Annotated in this window: 20 protein-coding genes and 1 pseudogene; 10 read left to right on the top strand and 11 right to left on the bottom strand. The window is 68.1% G+C overall.

What is annotated here, in order from left to right:
• The first annotated feature begins 194 nt into the window (after positions 1 to 194).
• The 4 genes from BGO62_RS02190 to BGO62_RS02205 all read left to right on the top strand — a co-directional run bounded on the left by BGO62_RS02190 (position 195) and on the right by BGO62_RS02205 (position 5386).
• On the top strand, positions 195 to 1091 hold the full coding sequence (locus tag BGO62_RS02190; protein ID WP_296638943.1) for a universal stress protein: 897 nt from the start codon (positions 195 to 197) through the stop codon (positions 1089 to 1091).
• A gap of 49 nt (positions 1092 to 1140) precedes the next feature.
• Positions 1141 to 2217 carry a thioredoxin fold domain-containing protein gene (locus BGO62_RS02195; RefSeq protein ID WP_296638944.1) on the top strand — a complete coding sequence of 359 codons (1077 nt, stop codon included), beginning with the start codon at positions 1141 to 1143 and terminating at the stop codon, positions 2215 to 2217.
• A gap of 287 nt (positions 2218 to 2504) precedes the next feature.
• A complete protein-coding gene (locus BGO62_RS02200) occupies positions 2505 to 3869 on the top strand; it encodes a sigma-54 dependent transcriptional regulator (protein WP_296638945.1) in 1365 nt (454 codons plus the stop codon).
• Between the two features lie 233 nt (positions 3870 to 4102).
• Positions 4103 to 5386 carry a transporter gene (locus tag BGO62_RS02205; protein ID WP_296638946.1) on the top strand — a complete coding sequence of 428 codons (1284 nt, stop codon included), beginning with the start codon at positions 4103 to 4105 and terminating at the stop codon, positions 5384 to 5386.
• A gap of 75 nt (positions 5387 to 5461) precedes the next feature.
• Here the strand turns inward: BGO62_RS02205 and BGO62_RS02210 are convergent, their stop codons facing one another.
• From BGO62_RS02210 to BGO62_RS02230, 5 genes are all read right to left on the bottom strand, one after another.
• Positions 5462 to 6220, bottom strand: coding sequence for a hypothetical protein (locus tag BGO62_RS02210; RefSeq protein ID WP_296638947.1), 759 nt, complete (start codon positions 6218 to 6220; stop codon positions 5462 to 5464).
• 10 nt (positions 6221 to 6230) lie between these two features.
• Positions 6231 to 6914, bottom strand: a complete 684-nt coding sequence (locus tag BGO62_RS02215) for a C39 family peptidase (RefSeq protein ID WP_296638948.1) — start codon at positions 6912 to 6914, stop codon at positions 6231 to 6233.
• A gap of 9 nt (positions 6915 to 6923) precedes the next feature.
• Positions 6924 to 7271 carry a hypothetical protein gene (locus BGO62_RS02220; RefSeq protein ID WP_296638949.1) on the bottom strand — a complete coding sequence of 116 codons (348 nt, stop codon included), beginning with the start codon at positions 7269 to 7271 and terminating at the stop codon, positions 6924 to 6926.
• Between the two features lie 57 nt (positions 7272 to 7328).
• Positions 7329 to 9494 carry a hypothetical protein gene (locus tag BGO62_RS02225; protein WP_296638950.1) on the bottom strand — a complete coding sequence of 722 codons (2166 nt, stop codon included), beginning with the start codon at positions 9492 to 9494 and terminating at the stop codon, positions 7329 to 7331.
• Between the two features lie 85 nt (positions 9495 to 9579).
• The gene (locus BGO62_RS02230; protein WP_296638951.1) at positions 9580 to 11748 is read right to left on the bottom strand and encodes a hypothetical protein; all 2169 of its coding nucleotides are present in this window, start codon (positions 11746 to 11748) and stop codon (positions 9580 to 9582) included.
• Positions 11749 to 12260: 512 nt separating this feature from the next.
• Here BGO62_RS02230 and BGO62_RS02235 point away from each other — a divergent pair.
• The 6 genes from BGO62_RS02235 to BGO62_RS02260 are packed head-to-tail and all read left to right on the top strand — an operon-like array spanning position 12261 to position 18001.
• The gene (locus BGO62_RS02235; protein WP_296638952.1) at positions 12261 to 15059 is read left to right on the top strand and encodes a monovalent cation/H+ antiporter subunit A; all 2799 of its coding nucleotides are present in this window, start codon (positions 12261 to 12263) and stop codon (positions 15057 to 15059) included.
• Complete coding sequence (locus tag BGO62_RS02240; RefSeq protein ID WP_296638953.1) at positions 15059 to 15400, top strand: Na+/H+ antiporter subunit C; 342 nt, start codon at positions 15059 to 15061, stop codon at positions 15398 to 15400. The genes BGO62_RS02235 and BGO62_RS02240 overlap by 1 nt, the downstream gene beginning before the upstream one ends.
• Positions 15397 to 16911, top strand: a complete 1515-nt coding sequence (locus BGO62_RS02245) for a monovalent cation/H+ antiporter subunit D (RefSeq protein WP_296638954.1) — start codon at positions 15397 to 15399, stop codon at positions 16909 to 16911. The genes BGO62_RS02240 and BGO62_RS02245 overlap by 4 nt, the downstream gene beginning before the upstream one ends.
• Positions 16908 to 17399, top strand: coding sequence for a Na+/H+ antiporter subunit E (locus tag BGO62_RS02250; RefSeq protein ID WP_296638955.1), 492 nt, complete (start codon positions 16908 to 16910; stop codon positions 17397 to 17399). The genes BGO62_RS02245 and BGO62_RS02250 overlap by 4 nt, the downstream gene beginning before the upstream one ends.
• Complete coding sequence (locus tag BGO62_RS02255; protein WP_296638956.1) at positions 17393 to 17662, top strand: K+/H+ antiporter subunit F; 270 nt, start codon at positions 17393 to 17395, stop codon at positions 17660 to 17662. Before BGO62_RS02250 ends, BGO62_RS02255 begins: the two co-directional genes overlap by 7 nt.
• A 9-nt stretch (positions 17663 to 17671) precedes the next feature.
• Positions 17672 to 18001 (top strand): Na+/H+ antiporter subunit G, encoded by a 330-nt coding sequence (locus BGO62_RS02260; protein ID WP_296638957.1) that lies wholly within the window; start codon positions 17672 to 17674, stop codon positions 17999 to 18001.
• Between the two features lie 83 nt (positions 18002 to 18084).
• Here BGO62_RS02260 and BGO62_RS02265 read toward each other — a convergent pair whose 3' ends face one another.
• From BGO62_RS02265 to BGO62_RS02290, 6 genes and pseudogenes are all read right to left on the bottom strand, one after another.
• Positions 18085 to 20628, bottom strand: a complete 2544-nt coding sequence (locus BGO62_RS02265) for an EAL domain-containing protein (RefSeq protein ID WP_296638958.1) — start codon at positions 20626 to 20628, stop codon at positions 18085 to 18087.
• A gap of 76 nt (positions 20629 to 20704) precedes the next feature.
• The gene (locus BGO62_RS02270) at positions 20705 to 20884 is read right to left on the bottom strand and encodes a hypothetical protein (protein ID WP_296638959.1); all 180 of its coding nucleotides are present in this window, start codon (positions 20882 to 20884) and stop codon (positions 20705 to 20707) included.
• A 7-nt stretch (positions 20885 to 20891) separates the two neighbouring features.
• Complete coding sequence (locus BGO62_RS02275) at positions 20892 to 21662, bottom strand: MBL fold metallo-hydrolase (protein ID WP_296638960.1); 771 nt, start codon at positions 21660 to 21662, stop codon at positions 20892 to 20894.
• On the bottom strand, positions 21659 to 22276 hold the full coding sequence (locus BGO62_RS02280; RefSeq protein WP_296638961.1) for a hypothetical protein: 618 nt from the start codon (positions 22274 to 22276) through the stop codon (positions 21659 to 21661). Before BGO62_RS02280 ends, BGO62_RS02275 begins: the two co-directional genes overlap by 4 nt.
• A gap of 91 nt (positions 22277 to 22367) precedes the next feature.
• Complete coding sequence (locus BGO62_RS02285; RefSeq protein ID WP_296638962.1) at positions 22368 to 22910, bottom strand: chemotaxis protein CheW; 543 nt, start codon at positions 22908 to 22910, stop codon at positions 22368 to 22370.
• A gap of 10 nt (positions 22911 to 22920) precedes the next feature.
• Positions 22921 to 23299: pseudogene (locus BGO62_RS02290) on the bottom strand (methyl-accepting chemotaxis protein); the annotation flags it as partial.

Below are 23299 nucleotides of genomic sequence, written 5' to 3' on the forward strand. Positions count from 1 at the left end.
CGCGGAGGGCGTCTCTTGCATTTTGCGGACGCCCCGGCGCCCGGTGTTTCATCCGGCATGATCGTGTAGGCTGTAGCGGGAATGAAAAAGACATTTATCCTGTTGCCCGGCACGGCAGCCCGCATCCGGCCTACCGTACCGCATCCCGTCGCCGGCGTGTCCTCCGCTGAACCGTTCCCCGCCCAGGAGCCGTCATGACCCCATCCAGAAAAATCCTCGCCGCCACCGATTTTTCGGCGCCCGCCCGGCATGCGCTGGAACGCGCGGCGCTGCTTGCGCAGGCGCACCCGGACACCCAGCTGATCCTGGCGCATGTCGTCAGCAGCTCCGCGCTCGACAGCCTGCGGCGCCTGATCGGCCAGGACGCCGCCGAGCAGGAGGCCCGCCTGCTCGAACAGACGGAGCGCGCACTGGCCGAACAGGCGGAACGCCTGGCAGCCCGCCACCCCGTCGCGATCGACACCGTGCTGACGCAAGGTTCGGCGCAGGCCGCCCTGGTCGGACTCGCCGAAGAACGGCACGCCGATTTGCTGGTAATGGGTGCGCGCGGCATGCATTTCGTGCGCGAACATCTGCTCGGATCGACCATCGAACGCGTACTGCGCACATCGCGCCGTCCATTGCTCGCGGTCAAGCAACGCCCCCACTCCCCGTACCGGCGCATCCTCGCGCCGGTCGATTTTTCCGATCATGCCGCCGCCGCCATCAACGCCGCCCATGCCTGGCTGCCCGATGCCGACTTTGTGCTGCTGCATGCATTCGAAGTGGAGATGGAAAGCACTTTCCGCCTCGCCGGCATGGATGACAACCAGATTCATCAATACCGGATTCAGGCGCGCAACGCGGCGCAGACCGAAATGGAAGCCTTCATCGGCAAGCTGGACGTGCCGGCCAGCCAGCTGTCGCGCCAGTTCGTTCACGGTGCGGCCACGCTGCGGATTCTCGAACAGGAGCAGACGCTCGACGCCGACTTGATCGTCATCGGCAAGCACGGCCGCTCGGTCATGGAGGAACTGCTGCTCGGCAGCGTCACCAAGCACGTGCTGGCGCATTCCAGCAGCGACGTCCTCATTGCCGGCCGGCCCGCCTGATCACCTGCTACGATAGGCCTCGGCATTAACGATGACGAAGGAGACCGCCATGACCATTCGCTCTCTGCCAGCCTTGCTCGGCTTGCTCGCCGCATTTTCGCTGCACGCCGCAGAACCGGCTGCGGCGGCCAAGATGGGCACCTACTACGGCGCCAGGACGACCGAGTATCCCGCCTGGTTCAAGAACAGCTTCCTGCACCTGAAGGAGGACATCGACGAGGCGCGCGCCAACGGCAAGCGCGTCATCCTGATGTTCACCCAGGACGGCTGCCCGTATTGCTCGGCGCTGGTGGAGCGCAACCTGTCGCAGCGCGAGATCGAGGCCACGATGAAGGAAAAGTTCGACGTGATCGCGGTCAACATCTGGGGCGACCGCGAAGTCGTGGGACTGGACGGCAAGCGCTACACGGAAAAGACCTACAGCGCGGCGCAGAAAATCCAGTTCACCCCCAGCCTGCTGTTTTTCGACGAGACCGGCAAAACCGTCCTGCGCCTCAACGGCTACGTGCCGCCGGCGCGCCTGCAGGCCGCGCTCGACTGGGTCGGCGGGCGCCATGAAAACAAGACCGCCTTCCGCGACTTCGTCGCCGCGCGCGAGGTGCCGAAGCAGGCCTCCGGCGAAATGATCCAGCAGGACTTCTTCCTGAAAAACGCCACTGACCTGCGGCGCCGCGGCAAGTCCGCCAAGCCGCTCGCGGTGTTCTTCGAGCAGAAGGACTGCCCCGACTGCGAGGTGCTGCACCGCCGCGTGCTGGCCGACCCGGAAACCCGCGCCGCGATCGCGAAGTTCGACAACGTGCAGCTCGACATGTGGTCGCGCGAGCCCATCACCACGCCGCAAGGCAAGCGCATGGCGGTACGCGACTGGGTGCGCCAGCTCGGCGTCAACTACGCGCCCGGCATCGTCCTGTTCGACTCCGCCGGGCAGGAGGTCATCCGCTGGGAATCGTCCTTCCGCGTGTTCCATACCCTGGGCATGTTCGACTACCTGACCTCCGGCACCTACCGCAAGGAGCCCAGCTTCCAGCGCTTTCTTGCCGCCAAGACCGAGCATATCCGCGAAGCCGGACTGGACGTGAACATCTGGCGCTACGCCGACGAGCCGGTCGCGACGAGCGCCCCCTAGGCAGCGCCGCCGCGGCGGGCGTACCGAAGCCCCAACGCCCCACCCGGCCGCTGTCCGCGTACCGGCCAGCGCCGCACCCAGGCCGATTTGCCGGGAAACGCTGCCACCGGCAGCGAAACCTGCCGACAACCGGCTGCAATGTTCTACACTTTACACGTCGCAAACAAATCCTGCGGGCAGCTGATGTTTCACGGTCGCCCCGCGGCAAGAGCCGCTGCCGGGCGCATGGGGCGGCAGGCATCACGCACATCGGGCGGGCGCTTTGCAAGCCTGGGAGGAGACACTGAATGGTTTCGGTTGACCGGGACGTCGTGGCGCTGGTGGACGACGCATTGCACGGCAAGCTCCTGGGCTGCCTGCGGGGAAGGGGCTGGAAACTGCACCGGGCGGCGAATATGGACGAATTGGCCGCGCTCTTCGAACGGCAGGATTTCCATGCAGGGCTGCTGCAGTTGCAGCGCGCCGGCAGCAGCAGGCTGTATGACCTGGTGGGACGGCAGCAATCCCTGCAATGGATTGCGCTGATGGACCATGCGTTTTGGCGGCCCACCCCGCAGCACCGCAATTTTCTGGCGGGGGTGTACGATTTTCATACCCTGCCGGTCGATCAGGACAGGCTGTCCGTCTCCCTGGGACATGCCTGGGGCAAGGGTCGGCTGCTCAAGCAGCCGCCGCCGCGCCCCGACACCCTGGAGCAGCATGGCATCGTGGGCAGCAGCCCGGCGATGCTGGCTTTCTGCCAGGCATTGCGCAAAGCCAGCAAGGCCGACGCGCCCGTGCTGATCGGCGGAGAGAGCGGCACCGGCAAGGAACTGGCCGCCCACGCCATCCACAACATGTCCGCCCGCGGCACGAAAGCCTTCGTGGCGGTCAATTGCGGGGCCTTGCCGCCCCATCTCATCCAAAGCGAATTGTTCGGCCATGAGAAAGGCGCGTTCACCGGGGCGCACCAACGCAAAATCGGGCGCCTGGAAGCGGCCCAGGGCGGCACCCTCTTTCTGGACGAAATTGCCGATCTGCCGCTCAACCTCCAGGCCACCCTGCTGCGCGTCCTGCAAGACAAGATGATCGAACGCCTGGGCTCCAGCCAGCCGATACAGCTGGATATCCGGATCATCGCCGCATCCCATATCAATCTTCAGGAAGCCGTTGCCAAAGGCCATTTCAGGGAAGACCTTTACTACCGCCTCAACGTCATCAACCTGACGGCGCCGCCGCTGCGCGACCGGCAGGGGGATGTGGAACTGTTGGCGCAGGCTTTGCTGGAGCGCTTTTCCCGCGAAACCAGCGGCAAGGTCAAGGGCTTCAACCAGCAGGCATTGCGTGCGATGAGCCAGTATTCCTGGCCCGGCAATGTGCGGGAATTGAGCAACCGCATCCGCCAGGGCGTGGTCATGGCCGAGCGCCCCTATCTCACTCCGGACGATCTGGGGATGGAACGGCGCGCATCGTGCGCCGGACACCCGACGCTCGACGGGGCGCGTGCCAAAGCCGAACTCGATGCGATCCGCTCGGCATTGCGCCGCTGCCAGCACAACGTTTCCGAAGCGGCCCGGGAACTGGGCGTTTCACGCGCCACCTTGTATCGCCTGCTGGAGCGCCACGCGCTGTGCGGCCCGCACAAGGAAAAAGCCGCCCGGGAGCCGGCGTGATCGCCGCCACGCCGATGGCGATGAAACAACGCCTCGACGCGGCCCGATCCTGCCGGTGCGCGCCTGGATGCAACTGCAGCGGATTCCCGGGGGGAACCTCCGCGAAAAAACCATCGCTTGAGCCGCCATCGGGGTGAGGCTTTTCCGGATCGCCGGCACGCGTCGTTGAATCCGAGCCATCGCAGGCTTGCCAGGCTCGAAGCATCGCATCCAGTCACAACGGGGAGGGGAGCATGAAAATGCCGAAGAAGAGCGCCTGGTTTCGCGCCAGCCTGGCGATGGTGTTGAGCGCGCAAGTCGCCTACGCCGAAACCTTGCGCCAGACGGGCCAGGATGCGCCGGCCGACGCCGATTACCAGACCCTGCGCCAGCAGCTGGCCGAACAGGCGAAGAGCCTGGCCGAGCAGCAGCAACGGCTGGCGCAGGAGATGGACAAGCTGGCAGAAGCCCAGCGCCGCATCCAGGCGATGCAGGGGCAGCTGGGCATGCCCGCGGAGATCAACCCGCAGCGCCTGGCCCAGGCTGACGAGTCGACGTTCCGCGGCCGCGGCGACGAGGCCGGGCGGCTGGACAGCACCACCCTGGATGTGGCGACCGTGTTTTCCCAGCCCAGCATCCTGACGCCAAAGGGCACCTTCGTTTTCGATCCCTCGCTGCAGTATTCCTTCAGTTCGTCGGACCGCGTGACGGTGGTCGGTTTCAGCGTGCTGAACGCGGTGCTGATCGGGGCCATCGACGTGCGCAGCGTCAACCGCAACAACCTGATTGCGACCCTGGGCGGGCGCTACGGGCTGACCAACCGGCTGGAGGTCGAAGCCCGGGTGCCGTATATCTATCGCCGCGACGATTCGCTGTCGCGGCGAATTTCCGGCAGTGCGATAGATGAGTCATTCAATTCGGACGGCAGCGGCATCGGCGACATCGAGCTGGCCGCGCGCTACCAGCTCAACGTGCCCACGGGCGACGCCCCCTTCTATGTTGCGGGCCTGCGCCTCAAGACCCGCACCGGCAAGGACCAGTACGAGGTCGCCTACGATACCGACTTCAACCTGCCGAAGGAGCTGCCGACCGGCTCCGGCTTCTACAGCCTGCAGCCCAGCCTGAGCATGGTGCTGCCCGCCGATCCGGTGGTGTTTTTCGGCGGCATCAATTACACGTGGAACATCAAGCGCGACGTCAATGCCTCGATCCCCTTCACCAACTCCCTGGGCACGGTCACAACCCGGTCCATAGGCGAAGTCGATCCCGGCGACTCGCTCGGCCTCAACGTCGGCATGGGGCTGGGGCTGAACGAGCGCAGCTCGTTCAGCCTGAGCTACGAGCACACCTGGATCGACAAGACCAGGCTCGATGGCCAAGTGGCGGATGGATCGATGTGGGTTCAGCTGGCCACCCTGCAGGCGGGGTTTTCCTATCGCCTGAACAAGCGCATCAACTTTAATCTGTCGATCGGCGCCGGGCTGACCGACGATACCCCGGACACCACCGTCACCTTGCGCCTCCCGATCAGATTCTGAGCATTGATCGCTGCACAGCGAAAAGCCGGGCTGGGATGCCCGGCTTTTTGTTGCGCTGATTGCGCGTAGCGCGCCTTAACGCAGGCCATGCTGGTCGAGGATGGCGTTGAGCCGCGCCTGGGCCGCCAGCATCTGGGCATCGATGGTGATGTTCAGGGTCGTGATATTGCGGATGACCTGGTCGTTCACCGAGTTTTGTATGATCGTGGCCAGCGAATCGAGCGCAGCGCCCGACGGCACCACAAACGCGTTGGCCGCACCATTCTGGATGACGATCAACGCGCCTTGCGTGGTCACCTGCGCGGCCGCCGTGCCGGGGCTGGCGGATGCCGGCGATGCCGTATCGAGGTTGCCGGAGGATTGCGCGGCCTGCGTCGCGGGCGGCGAAGCTGGCGGGCTCGCAGGCGATCCGCCTGCGGCCTGTTCGAGCGGCGCCGGACCTGCCGCCACGCTTGCGCCCGAGCCGGCATTCGCGTCCGCGGATGCCGCCGGCAAACCCGCCGGCACGGCGCCGCCGAGTGCGGGCAAGGCTGGCGCATTCACGCCGATCTGGCCATTCTGCGAGAAGGGAACGAGCGCCTGCGGGTTGACCTTGGGCGCCACCAGTTCGCCGTTGACGAAGACCTGGCCATTGATCTGGGTCAGGCGTTCGATGCCGTCGATGGAAAACGGCAGCAGGAACTCCTGGCCGTTCCAGTTGACGACAAATCCGCCGCGCATGCGGTCGAGTTCCTCGTCGCTGGCGCGCGGCGCATCGTCGAAGGGATGCGATGCGTGAGCGACCCCGCCCGACAAGAGGGCAAGCAGTAAAAAGACCAAACGCAGGCTGGGCATCGCCGCCTCCTCAGAAATCACCTGCCGGCCGGCGCATCAGCGTGACGTTGGCCAGATCGTTGGGGCCTGAGGCCATGCCGACGGGGGCTTTTTCGCGGACTTTCCAGTCCTTCGGATCGTTGAATACCGCCTCGGCATTGCGTCCGTTGATGACGAACAGGATACGGTTGATCATCATGCGCTCGAATGGCGCCTGATCCATGACACGCGCACCCTGCGCGGGATCGCCGAAAGCGATTTTGCCGTCGCGAACCCCCTTGACGACGACGAAATGGTTGTAGGCGCCATCGCGAATCAACACGATGGCGGGGATGCCCGCCTTGCCCAGCTTTTCCAGGCTGGCGTTGTAGCCGTCGGCCGCATAGCCGCGCGATTCGAGGAAACGCTTCATGTCGAGCATGGAAAAGCCTTCCTTGCGGATTTTGGCCTGGTCGCCCTTTTCCCACATGGTGGTGTAGACCGCCTCTTCCTTGACCGGGTCGCCGTAGTGATGGGTGAGCAGGGTGGAAAGCGCGGCGGAGCCGCAACTGAAATCGTACTGTTGGCGTTCGGTGTAGCGGAACTGCCGCTCCTTCATGCTCATGGTCTTGACGCTGAAGGAGCCGGAGCCGGCGCCCGGGATCTCGACCATGCCCGCCCGCGCGGCAGGCATCGCAACCAGCACGGCCATCAGAAACAGCGCGGCATTGCGCATGGGAACCCCTTATTGCATCTGGATATTCAGGATCACTGCGTTCTGGATCAACACGTTGTTGCCCGAATTCTGGATGACGGTATTGAAGCCGGAGTTGTTGACCAGCGAGCCGTCGCTCACCAGGTTGTAGCCGGTGACCAGATCGTTCGCGCTGTTTGCGTACACGGCGCCATCCAGGTCGTTGGTGTTGGTAATCAGCGCCATGCCGCGCTGGCCGTCGAGCATGTCGTCGGCAATCGCCGCGTCGAACACTTCGTTGCCTGGAATGGTTTCGTCAGGCGCGGCCCAGGCCAGCTGGACGGCCAGCGCGCAAGCCAGAAACGAAAATGGTTTTAGTAATGCGAGAAAGTCCTTCATGACGTCTTCCTTCCGGAACCCCCCGGAACCGCCGCACGGCGGTTCCGGGGTGGCGGTTCACTGAACCGTCAGGTTGGCCTGCACCGTCACGCCGATCTGGGTCAGCGCATTGATGCCGGTGTTTTGCGACGCGGAGATGATGCCGGCGCCATTGGTCAGGCTGCCGGACATATTGTTGGAGACGTTGAAGTCTCCGGCATTTCCGCCGTACGAGTGTCCCCCGTTGCCGCCCGCGCCGCCATAGCCGGTGGTGGCGGAAGCCATGGCTTCGCTGCTTGCGCTGCCGCCATTGCCGCCCAGCCCGCCGGCACCGCCATTGCCGTTTGCCGTGGCCGTCCCGCCGGCGCCGCCGGCACCGCCTTCACCGCCGGCACCGCCGCTTGCGCCGTTGCCCGCCAGTCCGCCCTGGCCGGTGCCGCCGGTGCCCGTGGCGCCGACCGCGCCATTGCCGCCGGTGCTGGTGCCCGTCGCGCCGACCGCGCCGGCACCGCCTGCACCGCCATTGCCGACTGCGCCGACCGCGCCATTGCCGCCGGCGCTGGTGCCGGCCGCGCCGGTACCGGTGGCGCCGCTGCCGGTCGCGCCGGCAGCCCCCGCACCCGCGGTATTGGTGCCGGCCGCGCCGGTGCCGGCGGCGCCGGTACCGTTGCCGCTGGATGCGCCGTTGCCCGCGGTGTTGCTGCCTGCCGCACCGCTGCCTGCCGCGCCGGTGCCGGCCGCGCCTGCGGCACCCGAGCCGCCGGCGCCGCCATTGCCCGCTGCGGCCGTGCTGCTGCCGTTGGCCGCGCCGCTGGCGCCACCGCTGCCAGCGCCGCCGGCGCTGGCGCCGGCGGTGCTGCCGCTGGCGCCACCGCTGCCGCTGCCGCCTGCGGCCGTGCCGTCGGCGGCGCCGCCGGTGGCCGCGCCGCCGCTGGCCGCAGCGGAACCGGCGTTGCCGGTGCTGGAACTGTTGCCTGGGTTGGCCGTATTGCCGGCGCTGGCGGACGAGTCGTTGCTGTCGATCGGATTGTTGTTTGCGTTGGCATCGGCGTTCGAGGTGTAAGGCTGCTGCCTGACCAATCCGCTGCTGGCGCCGGAAATGCCGCCTATTCCGCTGGCGTTGCCGCCGCCCGAAGTGTTGCTGGCGTCGCCGCCCGCGCCCTTGCCGCCGTCGCCGGTGCTCGAGGCTGCAGCGCTGTCGCCGCCGTAGCCTCTGCCGCCGGAACCGCTGAAGGCCTTGGCAAAGCTGTCGCCGCCGACGCCGGTGCCGCCGTGGGCGCCGTCGCCGCCGTCGCCGCCGACACCGATGCCGCCGCTGCCGCTGCCGCCGCTGGCATTGCCGTTGCTGCCGCCATCGCCGCCGGAACCGGCATAGCCTTTGCCGCCGCTGCCGGAACCGCCATAGGCGTCTCCGGTGCTGCCGCCGCTGCCGCCGTCGCCGCCGGAGCCGCTGCCGCCGAAGCCGGAGCCGCCTTTGGCCATGCCGGAATAGCCGCCGCTGCCGCCGTCGCCGCCGGCGCCGGTGCCGCCGTTCCCGCCATTGCCGCCATTGCCGCCATAGGCGCTGCCGCCGTCGCCGCCGGAGCCGCCGGAGCCGCCGGAGCCCATGCCGCCGATCCCGCCGACGGCATTGCCGCCGTCGCCGCCATGGCCGCCCCGGGCGCCGTCACCGGCGTAGGTGTCGCCGCCGATCGCCTTGGCCGAGCCATTGCCGCCGTCGCCGGCCGAGCCGCCGTTGGCGCCCCAGGCCTTGCTCGCCGTATCCTGCCAGGTATCGCCGCCGTTCCCGCCTCTGGCGCCGTCGCCGGCTTTGCTGCCGCCTTCGGCGTAATTGCCGATGTCATGAACCTGGTTGTCGAAGACCTTGCCCTCGAGCACGGTTTTGGCCGACACCTCGTTGTTGAAGGAGCCGTAGTTCTGCGACTGGTTATTGAACGAGTCGTGGTTGTTGGAGGAGGCCTCGTTGTACGAACCGTTGTACTGGCTCGCCTCCGATTCGTCATTGGCCGCCGCGCCGGTGTTGCCGTCCTGGGCAGCGGTGCGGTTTTTCACATTCTGGTTGGCGGTCGAGAACTCGTTGGCTGCCGCGCCCGTCTGGTCGGCCTGATCGTTGGTCGCCGTTGCCGTCTGATCGGCATTGCCATTGTTGTCGAATGTGCCGGTGGTGTTGGTCGGATTGGCCCAGGCCTGGGCCGACATGCCCAGCGCCAGGGCGATGGCTGTGGATAGCAAACTCTTGTTCATTTCACTCTCCTGAATAGGGGGTCAACGCTGCGCTTGTTTCAGGCCCCCCGGAACCGCTCATCGCCGTTCCGGGGCAGTCCCTGGTTCACTGAACCGTCAGGTTGGCCTGTACCGTCACGCCGATCTGGGTCAGGGCATTCGCTCCCGTGTTCTGCGACAGGGAGATGATGCCGGCGCCATTGGTCACGCTGCCGGACATGTTGTTGGAGGCATTGAAGGTGCCCGCGTTGCCGCCCAGCGAATCGCCACCGTTGCCGCCCACCCCGCCATAGCCGGTGGTGGCCGACGCGATGGCGCTGCTGCTGGCAGCGCCGCCGAGACCGCCGTTGCCGCCATTGCCGCCAGGCCCGTTCGCCGTGGCCGACCCGCCCGTTCCGCCGGCACCGCCGTTGCCGCCGGCGGCACCGACTCCTCCGGCGCCCGCGACGCCGCCTTCGCCGGTCCCGCCGGTGCCGGTCGCGCCCGCTGCGCCGGCGCCGCCGGTGCTGCTGCCGGCCGCGCCGACGGCGCCGGCGCCGCCTGCGCCGCCATTGCCGACGGCGCCAACCGCGCCCGCGCCGCCCAGGCTGTTGCCGGTCGCGCCATTTCCGGCTGCGCCGGTACCCGTCGCGCCCGCGGCACCGTTGCCGGCGGTGTTGGTGCCGGCAGCGCCGGTACCCGCAGCGCCGGTGCCGTTGCCGCTGGCAGCGCCGTTACCGGCGGTGTTGGTGCCCGCGGCACCGCTGCCGGCAGCGCCGGTTCCGGCAGCGCCGACGGCACCCGAGCCGCCCGCGCCGCCCGTGCCCGCGCCTGCCGTGCTGGTTCCGCTGGCGGTCCCGCTGCCGCCGCCGGTGCCGGCGCCGCCGCCGCTGACGTCATTGGTGCTGCCGCTGGCTCCGCCCGCGGCATTGCCAGCGGTCGACGTCCCGGTTGCCGCGCCCGCCGTGGCGGTGCCGCCGGTTCCGGCGCCCGACGTGGCCGCACCGGTTGTGCTGGAGTTGGAGGGGCTGGCCGTGTTGCCGGCGTGGGCCGCGGAGTCGTCGCTGCCTTCGGAGGGCGTATTGGTCGCGCCGGCCTGGCCATTTGTGGTGTCGGGATTCTGGCTCACCAGGCCGCTGTTGCCGACCGAAATGCCGCCCACCTCAAAAGCGTTGCCGCCGCTGGCGCCATTGCTGCTGTCGCCGGCATAGCCTTTGCCGCCGTTGCCGGTCGCCGACAAGGCCGCGCTGTCGCCGCCGGAGCCTTTGCCGCCGGAGCCTGTCGCGGTCAGGGCGCCGCTGTCGCCGCCGTAGCCCTTGCCGCCGCTGGCACCGGCGCCGCCGTCGCCGCCGATGCCTTTGCCACCGTAGCCGCTGCCGCCGATGGCGTCGCCATTGCTGCCGCCATCGCCGCCGGAGCCGGCATAGCCTTTGCCGCCATAGCCGCTGCCGCCGATGGCGTCGGCCGTGCTGCCGCCGTCGCCGCCGGAACCGCCATAGCCCTTGCCGCCAAAGCCGGAACCGCCGATGGCCGAGCCGGAACCGCCGCCGGAGCCGCCGTCGCCGCCATAGCCCTTGCCGCCGTCGCCGCCGGAACCGCCGGAACCGCCGGAGGCGCTGCCGCCATTGCCGCCGGAACCGCCGTCGCCGCCATAGCCCTTGCCGCCGATGCCGCCCCAGGCCATGCCGCCGTCGCCGCCGGAGCCGCCTTTGGCGCCGTCGCCCGCCTTGGAATCGCCGCCAACGGCAAAGGCATGGCCGTCGCCGCCGGAGCCCGCATCGCCGCCGTCGGCGCCGATGGACATGCTGAAGGTGTGCTGGCTGGAATCCCCACCGTTGCCGCCTTGGGCGCCATCGCCCGCGCGGCTGCCGCCTTCGGCGTAATTGCCGATGTCATGAACGTGATTGTCGAAAACCTTGCCCTCGAGCACGGTTGTGGCCGAAACGTCGGTATTGAAGGAATGCTTGTTCTGGGACTGGGTGTTGAAGGAATCGTCGTTGTAGGAAGAGGTGTCGTTGTAGGAGTCGTTGTACTGGTAGGCGCTGGAATCGTCGTTGGCCGTCGCGCCCGTGTTGGCGGACTGGGTGGCGCTGCGGTTCTTCGCGTTCTGGCTGGTGCTTGAGTACTCGTTGGCCGCGGCACCGGACTGGCCGGACTGGTTGGACTCCGCCGTGGCCGTCTGCGTGGCGTCGCCGTTGTTGTCGAATGTATCGGCGGTATTGGTGGGATTGGCCCAGGCCTGGGCCGACACGCCGAAAGCCAGGGCTAGAGCCGTAGAAATGAGACTTTTGTTCATGAGAACCTCCACTAGGCAGTTGAGAAATCAAAACGGCGAAGCCACGGAACACCGACTTCGACAGCCCAACAGCAAGGGGCGTACCAGCACATCTATCCGATTGAATGAAATGGTTTTTTTCTGAAAAAAGCCGGGCGGGGAGGCGGACATCCGCATGAAAGCTGTCCCAACTTCCGGACAGCCCGGGCGAGAGACAATGCAGCCTTGAAACATAAGCATTCAAAATCAGTCGGTTACATTCAAGCGCTTGCGAAACGTCCGCCTGTCTCATGTGCGAGAAATCCCACGGAGCCGATTCCACGAGCTAGCGACAGGATTGCCGCAGGCGCGGGTTGACATGGACTTGCCGGGGCGTCGGCGTTGCCTGCCCCCGCTTCGGGGCTGCCCGCGATGCCCGCGAACAATGGCCGGCGGCGCATGGCGCATGGCCTCCGCAGGTTCTGCGCGTCTCCGACTCACGTTAGAATGGCCGCGTCTTCCGGCCACAGGCCGGCCATCCCGATTCCCTATCGATGACGCTGTTCTTCGCTGTCCTGACTCCATTCGTGGGCGCAGCCCTGGTTGCGCTGGCATCCCGCCGCGGACGTTCGCATGCCGCCTGGGCGGCGGGCGCGGTTACGCTGGCCGCGCTGCTGTGGCTGGCGCCCGCTTTCCCCCTGCCGTTCGCCGGCAGCACGCTGATCCAGCAGCACGACTGGATGCCGGCGCTCGGCCTCAACCTCGCCTTCCGCCTCGACGGCCTGGCGCTGCTGTTCGCCGGGCTGATTCTTGGCATCGGCCTCTTGATCGTGCTGTACGCGCGCTACTACCTGTCCGAGCGCGACAGCATGGGGCGCTTCTACAGCTACCTGATGCTGTTCATGGGCTCGATGCTCGGCATCGTGCTGTCGGAAAACCTGATCCAGCTGCTGATTTTCTGGGAACTCACCAGCCTGTCGTCCTTCCTCTTGATCAGCTACTGGCAGCACCGCGAGGAAGCGCGCCAGGGCGCGCGCATGGCGCTGGCGGTCACCGGCCTGGGCGGCTTCGCGATGCTGGGCGGTTTCCTGCTGCTCGGTCACATCGTCGGCAGCTACGCGCTGGCCGACGTGTTCGCCGCCGGCGACCTGATCCGCGGCCATCCACTCTACGTGCCGACGCTGGTGCTGATCCTGCTCGGCGCGTTCACCAAGTCGGCGCAGTTCCCCTTCCATTTCTGGCTGCCGCACGCGATGGCGGCACCCACCCCGGTGTCGGCCTACCTGCATTCGGCGACCATGGTGAAGGCCGGAGTATTCCTGCTGGCGCGCCTCTACCCGGCGCTCTCCGGCACCCCGGAATGGTTCTGGCTGGTCTCCGGCGCCGGCCTCGCCACGCTGCTGCTCGGCGCCTATGCCGCCTTGTTCAAGCACGACCTCAAGGGCCTGCTGGCCTACTCGACCATCAGCCATCTCGGCCTGATCACCCTGCTGTTCGGGCTGTCGACCCCGCTGGCGGCAGTGGCGGGCGTGTTCCACATCATCAACCACGCCACCTTCAAGGCCTCGCTGTTCATGGCCGCCGGCATCATCGACCACGAGGCCGGCACCCGCGACATGCGGCGCTTGCACGGCCTGTGGAAGTTCATGCCCTACACCGCGACGCTGGCGATGGTGGCGGCGGCGGCGATGGCCGGGGTGCCGCTGCTGAACGGTTTTCTCTCCAAGGAAATGTTCTTTGCCGAGGCGGCGCAGATTTCCGCAAGCCTCGTCGGCGGCTGGCTGCTGCCCGCACTGGTGACGCTGGCCGGCGCGCTGGCGGTGGCCTACTCGATCCGCTTCATTCACGACGTATTCTTCAACGGCGAACCGGTGGACCTGCCGCGCACGCCGCACGAGCCGCCACGCTGGATGAAGCTGCCGGTGGAAATCCTGGTGGTGCTGTGCCTGGTGGTCGGCATCGCGCCGGCGCTCACCGTCGCGCCGCTGCTGGCGGTGGCGGCGGCGGATGCGCTGCAGGCGCCGCCGCCGGAATACCGTCTGGCGCTGTGGCACGGCTTCAACCAGGCGCTGGCGATGAGCCTCGTCGCGCTGGCCGGCGGCGCGGCGATCTACGCGCTGCGCCGCCCGCTGTTCGCGCTGCATGAACGCGGCCTCGGCCGTCTCGACGCGCGGGCGGCCTACGACGCGCTGCTCGACGCGCTGTTCGTCGTGTCGGGCTGGCTCACCCGCCGCATCGACAGCGGCTCGCTGCAGCGGCAGGTATTGCTGTTTCTGGCGGCCGCGCTGGCGCTCGGCGTCGCGCCGTGGCTCGGCAGCGACACGCCGCTCGCCGGCAGCCGCGCCGGCCTGCCGCTCGACCCGGTCAGCCTGCTGGCCGGCGCCACCCTGATCGTCGCCTCGCTCGCCACCGTGTGGCTGCATCGCCAGCGTCTGGCCGCGCTGATCACCATCGGCGTGGTCGGCCTGATCGTGTCGCTCGCCTTCGTCAGGTTCTCCGCCCCCGACCTCGCACTGACCCAGCTGTCGGTGGAGGTCGTCACCATCGTGCTGCTGCTGCTGGCGCTGCATTTCCTGCCGCAGCATGCCGCGCGCGAACGCGACCGCGGCCGCGTCTGGCGCGACGGCGCGATCGCGCTGGCCGCCGGCGGCGGCACCGCGCTGCTGGCGTGGGCAGTGCTGACGCGGCCCTACGACACCATCGCCGGCTATTTCCTGGAGAACAGCGTGCCGGGCGGCGGCGGCAAGAACGTCGTCAACGTCATCCTGGTCGACTTCCGCGGCTACGACACCCTGGGCGAGATCACCGTGCTGGCGCTCGCCGGACTCGGCATCTACGCCCTGCTGGAGAACCTGCGCCTCGACGCGCCCGATGCCGACGCCGCCGGGCGCGCCTGGAACCGCGATCCCCATCCCGTGATCATGGCCACGCTGACCCAGCTGCTGCTGCCGCTGGCGCTGCTGGTCGCCGTGTTCATCCTGCTGCGCGGCCACAACCAGCCGGGCGGCGGCTTCATCGCCGGCCTGGTGACGGCGGTGGCGCTGATCGTGCAGTATCTCGCCCACGGCAGCGCCTGGATGCGCGAGCGGCTGTCCGGCGCGACCCAGCCGGTGATCGCCGCAGGGCTCGGGCTCGCCACCTTCACCGGCCTGGCCAGCTGGGCGTTCGGCCATCCCTTCCTCACCTCGACTTTCGGCCACCTGCGCTGGCCGCTGGTCGGCGAATTCGAACTCGCCTCGGCGATGGCGTTCGACCTCGGCGTCTTCCTCGTCGTCGTCGGCGCCACGCTCTTGATCCTGGTCAATCTCGGCGCGCTGCACGACAGCCGCAGCCAGCGCAAGGCGGCGCCCTGATGGAAGCGCTCATCGCCCTCGCCATCGGCGTGCTCACTGCCTGCGGCGTGTTCCTCACCTTGCGCGGCCAGACCTTCCCGGTGGTGCTCGGCCTCACCTTCCTGTCCTACGCGGTCAACCTGTTCCTGTTCGTCATGGGCCGGCTCGCCATCGGCGCGCCGCCGGTGATCGCCGACGCCGCCGCCTACACCGACCCGCTGCCGCAGGCGCTGGTGCTCACCGCCATCGTCATCAGCTTCGGCATGACCGCGTTCGTCATCGTGCTCGCGCTGAAGGCGCGTGCCGAACTCGGCAACGACCACGTCGACGGCCTGCATAGCGACGAGGACGCGCCGCGATGAACGGCCTCGCGACGCATCTGCCCATCCTGCCGGTGCTGCTGCCGCTGCTCGCCGGCATCGTGCTGCTGGCGCTGCGCAACGCGCCGCTCGCGCTGCAGCGCGGCCTCAGCCTCGCCGCGACGGCGGCGCTGGTGCCGCTGGCGTTCGCGCTGTTGGCGGGCGCCGCCGACGGCACCCAGCTCGTCTACAAGCTCGGCAACTGGGACGCGCCCTTCGGCATCGTGCTGGTGGCCGACCGCCTCGCCGCGTGGATGCTGATGGCCACCGCGCTGGTGGCGCTGTTCGCGCTGCTGCATGCGCTGCGCGGCAGCGACACGCAAGGCCGCCATTTCCACGTGCTGTACCAGTTGCAGCTGTTCGGCCTCAACGGCGCCTTCCTCACCGGCGATCTGTTCAACCTGTTCGTGTTCTTCGAGATCCTGCTGCTCGCCTCCTACGGCCTGCTGCTGCACGGCGGCGGGCGGCTGCGGGTCAAGGCCGGGCTGCATTTCGTGGTGATCAACCTGGCCGGCTCGACCCTGTTCCTGTTCGCCGTCGGCACGCTGTACGGCGTCGCCGGCACGCTCAACATGGCCGACCTCGCGGTCAAGCTGGCGCGCACGCCGCCCGGTAATCTGGCGCTGGTCGAGACGGCCGGCCTGCTGCTGTTCGGCGTGTTCGCGCTGAAGGCGGCGCTGCTGCCGCTGCACCTGTGGCTGCCTGCCGCCTACGCGCACACCAGCGCACCGGTGGCGGCGCTGTTCGCGATCATGACCAAGGTCGGCGCCTACAGCATCCTGCGAGTAACCAGCCTGATGTTCGGCGCCGACGCCGGCGCGCTCGCCAACCTGCTCGCCGGCTGGCTGATGCCGCTCGCGCTCGCCACCCTCGTCGCCGGCATGCTCGGCGCGCTCGCCAGCACCGCGCTGCGCCAGCAGATCGCCTACCTGACGATCGCCTCGGTCGGCACCCTGCTCGCCGCCTTCGCCCTCGGCAGCGTCGACGGCATCGCAGCCGGCCTCTACTACCTGCCGCACACCACGTTCGCCACCGCCGCCCTGTTCCTCCTCGCCGAACCGATTGCCCGCGCGCGCGGCGCATGCGCCGACCGTTTCGAGCCCGGCCCGGCCATGCCCGGCGCCGCCGTCCTCGGCGGCCTGTTCTTCGTCGCGGCGATGGCAATGGCCGGGCTGCCGCCGCTGTCGGGCTTTCTCGGCAAGTTCATGCTGCTGCGCGCCGCCCTGGAGTCGCCATGGCTGACCTGGATGTGGGGCGCGGTGCTCGCCGGCGGCCTGGCCGGCGTGATCGCGCTGGCGCGCAGCGGCAGCCTGCTGTTCTACCGCACCCAGTCGAGCACCGAAGTGCTGCCGGTGCCGCGCGCGGCCGACTGGCTGCCGGCAGGCGCACTGCTGTTGCTGCTCGCCGACATGGTCGTGTGGGCCGACCCGCTGGCCCGCTATGCGACGGCCACCGCCGCGCAGCTGCTCGCACCGCAGGCCTATATCGATGCCGTGCTGGGAGCGCGTCCATGACGCGCATGCTGCCGCATCCGCTGCTGACGCTGACGCTCGCCATCCTGTGGCTGCTGCTGGTCAACACGGTCTCCGCCGGCCACGTCGCGCTGGGCCTGCTGCTGGGCTGGCTGATACCGTTCGCCACTGCCTCGCTTTGGCCGCAATCAGTGTGCATCCGCAACGTGCCGATGCTGCTGCGCTATCTCGCCGTGGTCATGTACGACATCGTGGTCGGCAGCTTCCGCGTGGCGCGGCTGATTCTCGGCCGGCCGTCGCGCCTGCGCCCGGCCTTCATCGTCGTGCCGCTGGATCTGACGAGCGATCTCGCGATCAGCCTGCTGGCCAACACCATCTCGCTCACCCCCGGCACCGTCTCGGCGCTGCTGAGCGAAGACCGCCGCAGCCTCACCGTCCACAGCCTCGACACCGAGGATGCGGCGGCGGCGGTGGCCGAGATCAAGCACCGCTACGAGGCGCCGCTGAAGGCGATTTTCGAATCATGCTGAATACCGTCATCCCGATCGCCTACGCGCTGGTCGCGTTCGCCTTCCTGTTCAGTTTCTGGCGGCTGGTCGTCGGCCCCGACGCGCCCGACCGCATCCTCGGCCTCGACACGCTGTACGTGAACACCGTCGCGCTGCTGGTGCTGCTCGGCATCGACCTCGGCAGCCCGATCTATTTCGAGGCGGCGCTGCTGATCGCGATGATGGGCTTCGTCGGCACCGTCGCGCTGTGCAAATACCTGCTGCGCGGCGACATCATCGAATAGGGGCGCGCCATGCCGGAGATCCTGCTGTCCATCCTCATCCTCGTCGGCGCCGCCTTCACCTTCGTCGGCTCGCTCGGCCTCGTCCGCTTCAGGGATTTCTACACCCGCCTGCACGGCCCCACCAAGGCCACCACCCTCGGCGTCGGCTGCCTGCTGGCCGCCTCGTCGATCTATTTCAGTTTCGACGGCGACCTGAGCCTGCACGAGATCCTGGTGGCCCTGTTCCTGTTCATGACCGCGCCGGTCTCTGCCCACCTGCTGGCCAAGGCGGCGCTGCACCTCAAGCTGCGCTCGCTCGCCCCCGCCCCCGAAGAGGACGCCGACACGCCATCGCGATGACCGCAGCATGGCTGCATGGAGCCGGCGGACGGGGCTGGTCGGGCGCCTCGCAAGGCCATCCCGATGCCGGCCTGCCCGCCGCGTCAGCCCCCGGCGCCGGGCCAGCCGTAGCGGGCGCGGACCTCCCCCGCCAGCATCCTGCCGCATTCCTCTCCCGGCACCGCGCGGCTGTATAGCCAGCCCTGAAATCCGTTGCAGCCCAAACCGGCCAGCACGGCCCGCTGCGCCTCGGTTTCCACGCCCTCGGCGATGACCCGCAGCTCGAGGCTGTGGGCGAGGCCGACCAGGCCGCGCACGATGGCGACGTCGTCCGCGTCGTGGGTCACGTCCTTGACGAAGGAACGGTCGATCTTGAGCTTGTGAAGCGAGAACATCTTCAGGTAGGCCAGGGAGGAATAGCCCGTGCCGAAATCGTCGATGGCGATGGTGACCCCCAGTTCCTCCAGTTCTTCGAGCGCCTGCGCCGCCGCCATCGGTTCCCCCATCAGCGCGCTTTCCGTCAGTTCGAGTTCCAGCAGGCCCGGCGATGCGCCGCTCTCCGCCAGAGCCGCCTTCACCACGCCCACCAGATTGCCATGGCGGAACTGATGGGCCGACAGGTTGACCGCCACCTTGGTCGGCAGGCCTGCGTCCTGCCAGGCCTTGATCTGGCGGCAGGCGGCATGGATCGCCCAGGTTCCGATCGGGACGATCAGGCCGCTCGCCTCGGCAACCGGAATGAAGCGCGCCGGGCTCACCTCGCCCAGTTCTTCATGGCTCCAGCGCAACAAGGCTTCGACGCCGCAAATCCTGTGGCTGGCCATCTCGATCTGGGGCTGATAGTGCAGCTGGAACTGCCCCTCCTCCACGGCGCGGCGAAGACAGGTCTGCAGCAGCAGGTTTTCACGGATGAGCGTATTCAGGTCCTGGGTGTACAGCCGCATGCAGCCGCGCCCCTCCGCCTTGGCCCGGTTCATGGCCACGCCGGCATTGCGCAGCAGGGTGGTGACGTCCCCGCCATCCACCGGAAACACCGTGACGCCCAGGCTGGCACTGGCGAACACCTCGTTGTCGCCGACGCGAAACGGCCGCGAAAACGCCTGCAGCACCTTGTCCGCCACCTGCCCCACGTCCTCGACGTGGCCGAGGTCGTTCAGCAGCAGCGCGAATTCGTCCCCGCCCAGGCGGGCCACGGTGTCGTCCGGGCGCAGCACCGCCGTCAGGCGATGGGCCGCCTCGGTCAGCAGCAGGTCGCCGTAGTGGTGCCCCAGCCCGTCGTTGATGACCTTGAAATTGTCCAGCCCCAGCATGATGAGCGCCATCAGCCGGTCATGGCGGCGGGCCTGGATCATGGTCTGGACCAGGCGATCCTGAAACAGCGTGCGATTGGGCAGGCCGGTCAGGGCATCGTGCGTGGCCTGATGGAGGAAATCCGCCTCCATGCGCCGGCGCTCGCTCATGTCGCGGATGAATGCCGTGACCTGGATGCCGGCATCGGATTGAAACGTGCTGAGGGCGATGTCCACCGGCACCTCGCTGCCGTTCTTATGGCGCCCGACCAGATCGAGCTTGCTGGTCATGGCGCGAACGCTTGGCGCCTGGATGAAATTCTGCCGATGGACATGATGCTGCGCGCGATGCCGGTCCGGCACCAGCATCTCCATTTTCTGCCCCAGCAGCTCCGTGCGGGCATAGCCAAACATCTGCTCCAGGCGCCCGTTCACCATCTGGATATGTCCTTGCGCATCCACCACCATGATGGCGTCGGGCGCGGTTTCCAGCAGTTCGCGGTGGCGCCGTTCGATTTCGGCCATCTCTGCGCGCGCCCGCCGGAAGCGCTCGATCGGCGCCAGGACGCTGTTGTGGAAAATGGCGCGGTAGAGGAACAGGTAGGCCAGCGCCTTGTAGACATGGCTCAGCGCATTGGCCATGCTGGCGGCCTGCGGATGCAGCATGAAGAAAGCCTCGCTCGCCAGCAGGAATGCCACCGCATAGATCAAGGCATGGTGGCAGAGGCGGTTGAATTCGTGCCGGCGCCAGAGCAGAAGGCCCAGCGTAACGAGGTTCGCCGCCGCCGCCCCGGCCTCCAGAGCGGCAGTGAAAGGCGCGCCGCGGACGCTGTCCGTCAGCCAGTCCGCGTGCCACATCCCCACGTACCCCGCCAGCAGAACGTACAGCAGGCTCGCGGCCAGCCAGCCGCGCCGGGGGGCGTCGCCCATGCGCCGGTAGGGCATCAGGACGAAGGCCAGCAACGCGAACGCGGCGGCGTATTGCGCCGCCAGCCAGAAGACCGTGGCCTTGCCGGGCGTGTTGCGGGTGATGAAATCCGCCATGCCGGGGTAGGACATGGCATGCAGGAAGTCCAGCACCGCCACGGCCAGGAATGCGCAGGCCAGCACCATCGAAGCGGCCGGACGTTTCTTGTCGTGGATATGCCAGCCGGTAATGAACACCATCGCAGCCACCACAGCGGCGAACATCTCCACCACGATGTGGAACGGCAGAAAGAAGGCCGTGTCGAGGGCGAACCGTCCCGCCGGCACGGCCTGCCAGATCAGCAGGGCCGCGGCCAGGACCAGGAACGCCACGCCGGCGACGTGCATGTCCCCCGCCGGCGCCGCGCGCTTTCCCGCTTCATGGCCAGACATGGCGCATCCCCCGCTCAATCGCGACACTCAAGAACAAACCGTAATCGTTGCCGGCATCTTCCCGTCCGCCTTTCCGTCATGCCGCGCGCGCCTGCTCCGGCACGCGGGTGCCGATGTCCGATCCCCGGATCTCCCAGGCCGTCTCGCCCAGGCCTCGGCCGGCACCCTCGCCTGGGTGCTGGCATCCTCGCCGCGGGAAGAAGAGCCTCTGCCGGAAGCGGGCGAAATCGTTGTCGCAGCGCTTGGCATCGGGCATGGCGGCCTCATGCAGCTTTCTTCGATTGCGGCCGCGGTGCCTGCAGGCCGGACCCCACCTCGAGCTCCGCGAACCAGTTGATGAAGCGCATCACGTCCGCCCCCTGGTAGATCGAGCCGTGCTGGGGACAGAGCAGGTCGATATCCATGGCGGCGGCGCGTTCGCACCAGTCCAGCACGGCCGCCCTGGAGCCCATGAAGCGGCGGTGGAAGCCCTGCGCATGGCGGATGTGGCGGTCGAAATCGGTGACGAACAACTCGTCCTCCTCCGGCGGCGTCAAGGCCGCCCCGACGTCGCCGCTGAACAGTATCCGCGCCCGGGCATCGTACAGATGCAGGTTGCCCGACGAATGCAGGTAATGCGCCGGCACCGCATCCAGCTCGATGCCGCCGAGGGGAATCTTCCCGCCTTCGTCGGGCAGGCCGATGAAGGTGCTTGCGTCGCCGCCGTAATGCGGCAGGAAACTGCCCCAGATGCGGCTGGCATAGCAGCGCAGCGCCGGGTTGAACTCCAGCCACAGGCTCAGGCTGCTGACCACGTCGGGGTCCTGGTGGGACGCGAATATCCATTTCACCCGGCCCGGGTCGAAGCCGGCCGCCAGGGCGGAAAACACCACCGGAAAAATCTCCATGCCGCCGGGGTCGGTGAGCATGGCCTCGTCGCCGTGGGCCACCAGGTATTCGTTGGTATCGATCAGCGCGCTGGCGCGCTGCGGGTCGCGCGCGATCACCCGCCATTGATGCGGGCCGTCCGAAAACAGGATTTCCAGCCTTTTCATGCGCCCGCCTCCTCCACTTCGGCGCGCACGCCACCCAGCGTTCTCGCCACGGCATGGATGGACTGGGCCAGTTGCTCGGCCACCTGCCTCAAGGCAGGCGCCGATTCGCCGCCGTACGCGGCCTCGATCAGGGCGCTGCGGGACAGGCTCAGCCCGAGGTCGCACAGGCGCAGCGCCCGGGTTGCCATCAGGTGCAGTTCGCGCCGCCGGAGGCCGAGCGACAGGTTCAGGCGGACCATCTCCGCTTCCTGCGCGCCGAGGATTTCCGACAGCCGGCCGGCGGCGTGCGCCTGTTTGTCCCGCGCCCGCTGGAAACAGGCCTGGTTGCGCTGCCTGCGCTGGCGCTGGGCCACTTCGCCGACCATGCCGGACACCAGCGCGGTCAAGCCATGCATGGCCTCCGCGATGCGGGAGGAAACCCCGCGCAGTTCCGCCGATGCCACCCGGAAGCCCACCGCGCTGTCGCCGCCGCGGCGGGAAGACAGCATGGCATTCAAGGCCGCCAGATTCACCTCACGGGCGGCATCCTCCACCTCCCTGATGCCGTTGCCGATGCGCACGATGGCATGCAGGTCTGTCGATCGAGCCGCCGGCTCATTGCTGTGATACGCCATGCTGGCTGCTCCTTTCGGTCGGCCGGAACGCATCCCGGCCGGGTTGTGAATCGGGCCGCGTTCGTGCGGACGGCCCGGCTGTGATGGAGGCTCAGGACGCCGCCTCCTGCCCGTCGGCGGCGGCCTTTCCGAGGATCGCCAGATCCTCGGTGGAGAGCACGTTGTTGACGTTGAGAATGATGACGAAACGTTCCTGCACCTTGCCCATGCCATGGATGAAATCGGTGCGGATCCGGGTGCCGAACGAGGGCGGCGGCTCGATGTCGGCAGCGGCGATCTCCAGCACTTCGTTGACCGCATCCACCACCACGCCGATCACCTGATCGCCCGCCTCGGGTTCCAGTTCCAGAATGACGATGCAGCTGCGTCGCGTGATCTGGCTGGGCTTGCCGCCGAAGCGGCTGGCCAGGTCCACCACCGGCACCACCGCGCCGCGCAGGTTGATCACGCCGCGGATGAACTCCGGCATCATGGGCACGGCGGTAAGCTGGCCGTACTCGATGATCTCCTTGATGTGCAGGATGCCGATGGCGAACACCTCGCCCCCCAGCATGAAGGTGAGGTATTGCCGGGGCTCATGGGCGGCCGCGGACGGCGGCGCCGCCCGGCTGTCAAGCTTGACCAGTGCGTTCATGGCCACCCCCTCAGAAACGCACGAACTCGGCTTCGCCCACCGGTTCGGTGACGGATTGCACGGTCTTGGCCAACTGCCTCATGGGCGCGGCGGATTTCACGGCGGCCTGGCGCATCGTCGCGGCAGCCGCGTTGCCGGCCTTGAAGAACGCCATCAGCTGTTGCAGCTGCTCGGCCTGACCGCTCATTTCCTCGGCGGTGGCGGCCAGCTCTTCCGAGGCGCTGGCGTTCTGCTGGGTGGCCTGGTTGAGCTGGTTCATGGCGACGTTCACCTGCCCCACCCCGCTGGCCTGCTCTTCCGAGGCGGCGGTGATTTCCTGCACCAGGTCGGAGGTCTTGTTGATGGAGGGCACGATCTCGTCGAGCAGCTTGCCGGCCCGCTCCGCCAGG

Origin of the sequence: Thiobacillus sp. 65-1402, from assembly GCF_001897685.1 — a bacterium.
GTDB lineage: Bacteria > Pseudomonadota > Gammaproteobacteria > Burkholderiales > Thiobacillaceae > Thiobacillus.

Excerpts from the sequence above, each read along its gene's own strand:
- BGO62_RS02260 (WP_296638957.1), top strand. The coding sequence starts at position 17,672 with ATGCCGGAGATCCTGCTGTCCATCCTCATCCTCGTCGGCGCCGCCTTC.
- BGO62_RS02225 (WP_296638950.1), bottom strand. The coding sequence starts at position 9,494 with ATGAACAAGAGTTTGCTATCCACAGCCATCGCCCTGGCGCTGGGCATG.
- BGO62_RS02265 (WP_296638958.1), bottom strand. The coding sequence starts at position 20,628 with ATGTCTGGCCATGAAGCGGGAAAGCGCGCGGCGCCGGCGGGGGACATG.
- BGO62_RS02205 (WP_296638946.1), top strand. The coding sequence starts at position 4,103 with ATGAAAATGCCGAAGAAGAGCGCCTGGTTTCGCGCCAGCCTGGCGATG.
- BGO62_RS02280 (WP_296638961.1), bottom strand. The coding sequence starts at position 22,276 with ATGGCGTATCACAGCAATGAGCCGGCGGCTCGATCGACAGACCTGCAT.
- BGO62_RS02275 (WP_296638960.1), bottom strand. The coding sequence starts at position 21,662 with ATGAAAAGGCTGGAAATCCTGTTTTCGGACGGCCCGCATCAATGGCGG.
- BGO62_RS02210 (WP_296638947.1), bottom strand. The coding sequence starts at position 6,220 with ATGCCCAGCCTGCGTTTGGTCTTTTTACTGCTTGCCCTCTTGTCGGGC.
- BGO62_RS02220 (WP_296638949.1), bottom strand. The coding sequence starts at position 7,271 with ATGAAGGACTTTCTCGCATTACTAAAACCATTTTCGTTTCTGGCTTGC.
- BGO62_RS02190 (WP_296638943.1), top strand. The coding sequence starts at position 195 with ATGACCCCATCCAGAAAAATCCTCGCCGCCACCGATTTTTCGGCGCCC.
- BGO62_RS02250 (WP_296638955.1), top strand. The coding sequence starts at position 16,908 with ATGACGCGCATGCTGCCGCATCCGCTGCTGACGCTGACGCTCGCCATC.
- BGO62_RS02235 (WP_296638952.1), top strand. The coding sequence starts at position 12,261 with ATGACGCTGTTCTTCGCTGTCCTGACTCCATTCGTGGGCGCAGCCCTG.
- BGO62_RS02285 (WP_296638962.1), bottom strand. The coding sequence starts at position 22,910 with ATGAACGCACTGGTCAAGCTTGACAGCCGGGCGGCGCCGCCGTCCGCG.
- BGO62_RS02195 (WP_296638944.1), top strand. The coding sequence starts at position 1,141 with ATGACCATTCGCTCTCTGCCAGCCTTGCTCGGCTTGCTCGCCGCATTT.
- BGO62_RS02255 (WP_296638956.1), top strand. The coding sequence starts at position 17,393 with ATGCTGAATACCGTCATCCCGATCGCCTACGCGCTGGTCGCGTTCGCC.
- BGO62_RS02215 (WP_296638948.1), bottom strand. The coding sequence starts at position 6,914 with ATGCGCAATGCCGCGCTGTTTCTGATGGCCGTGCTGGTTGCGATGCCT.
- BGO62_RS02245 (WP_296638954.1), top strand. The coding sequence starts at position 15,397 with ATGAACGGCCTCGCGACGCATCTGCCCATCCTGCCGGTGCTGCTGCCG.
- BGO62_RS02240 (WP_296638953.1), top strand. The coding sequence starts at position 15,059 with ATGGAAGCGCTCATCGCCCTCGCCATCGGCGTGCTCACTGCCTGCGGC.
- BGO62_RS02230 (WP_296638951.1), bottom strand. The coding sequence starts at position 11,748 with ATGAACAAAAGTCTCATTTCTACGGCTCTAGCCCTGGCTTTCGGCGTG.
- BGO62_RS02200 (WP_296638945.1), top strand. The coding sequence starts at position 2,505 with ATGGTTTCGGTTGACCGGGACGTCGTGGCGCTGGTGGACGACGCATTG.
- BGO62_RS02270 (WP_296638959.1), bottom strand. The coding sequence starts at position 20,884 with ATGCCCGATGCCAAGCGCTGCGACAACGATTTCGCCCGCTTCCGGCAG.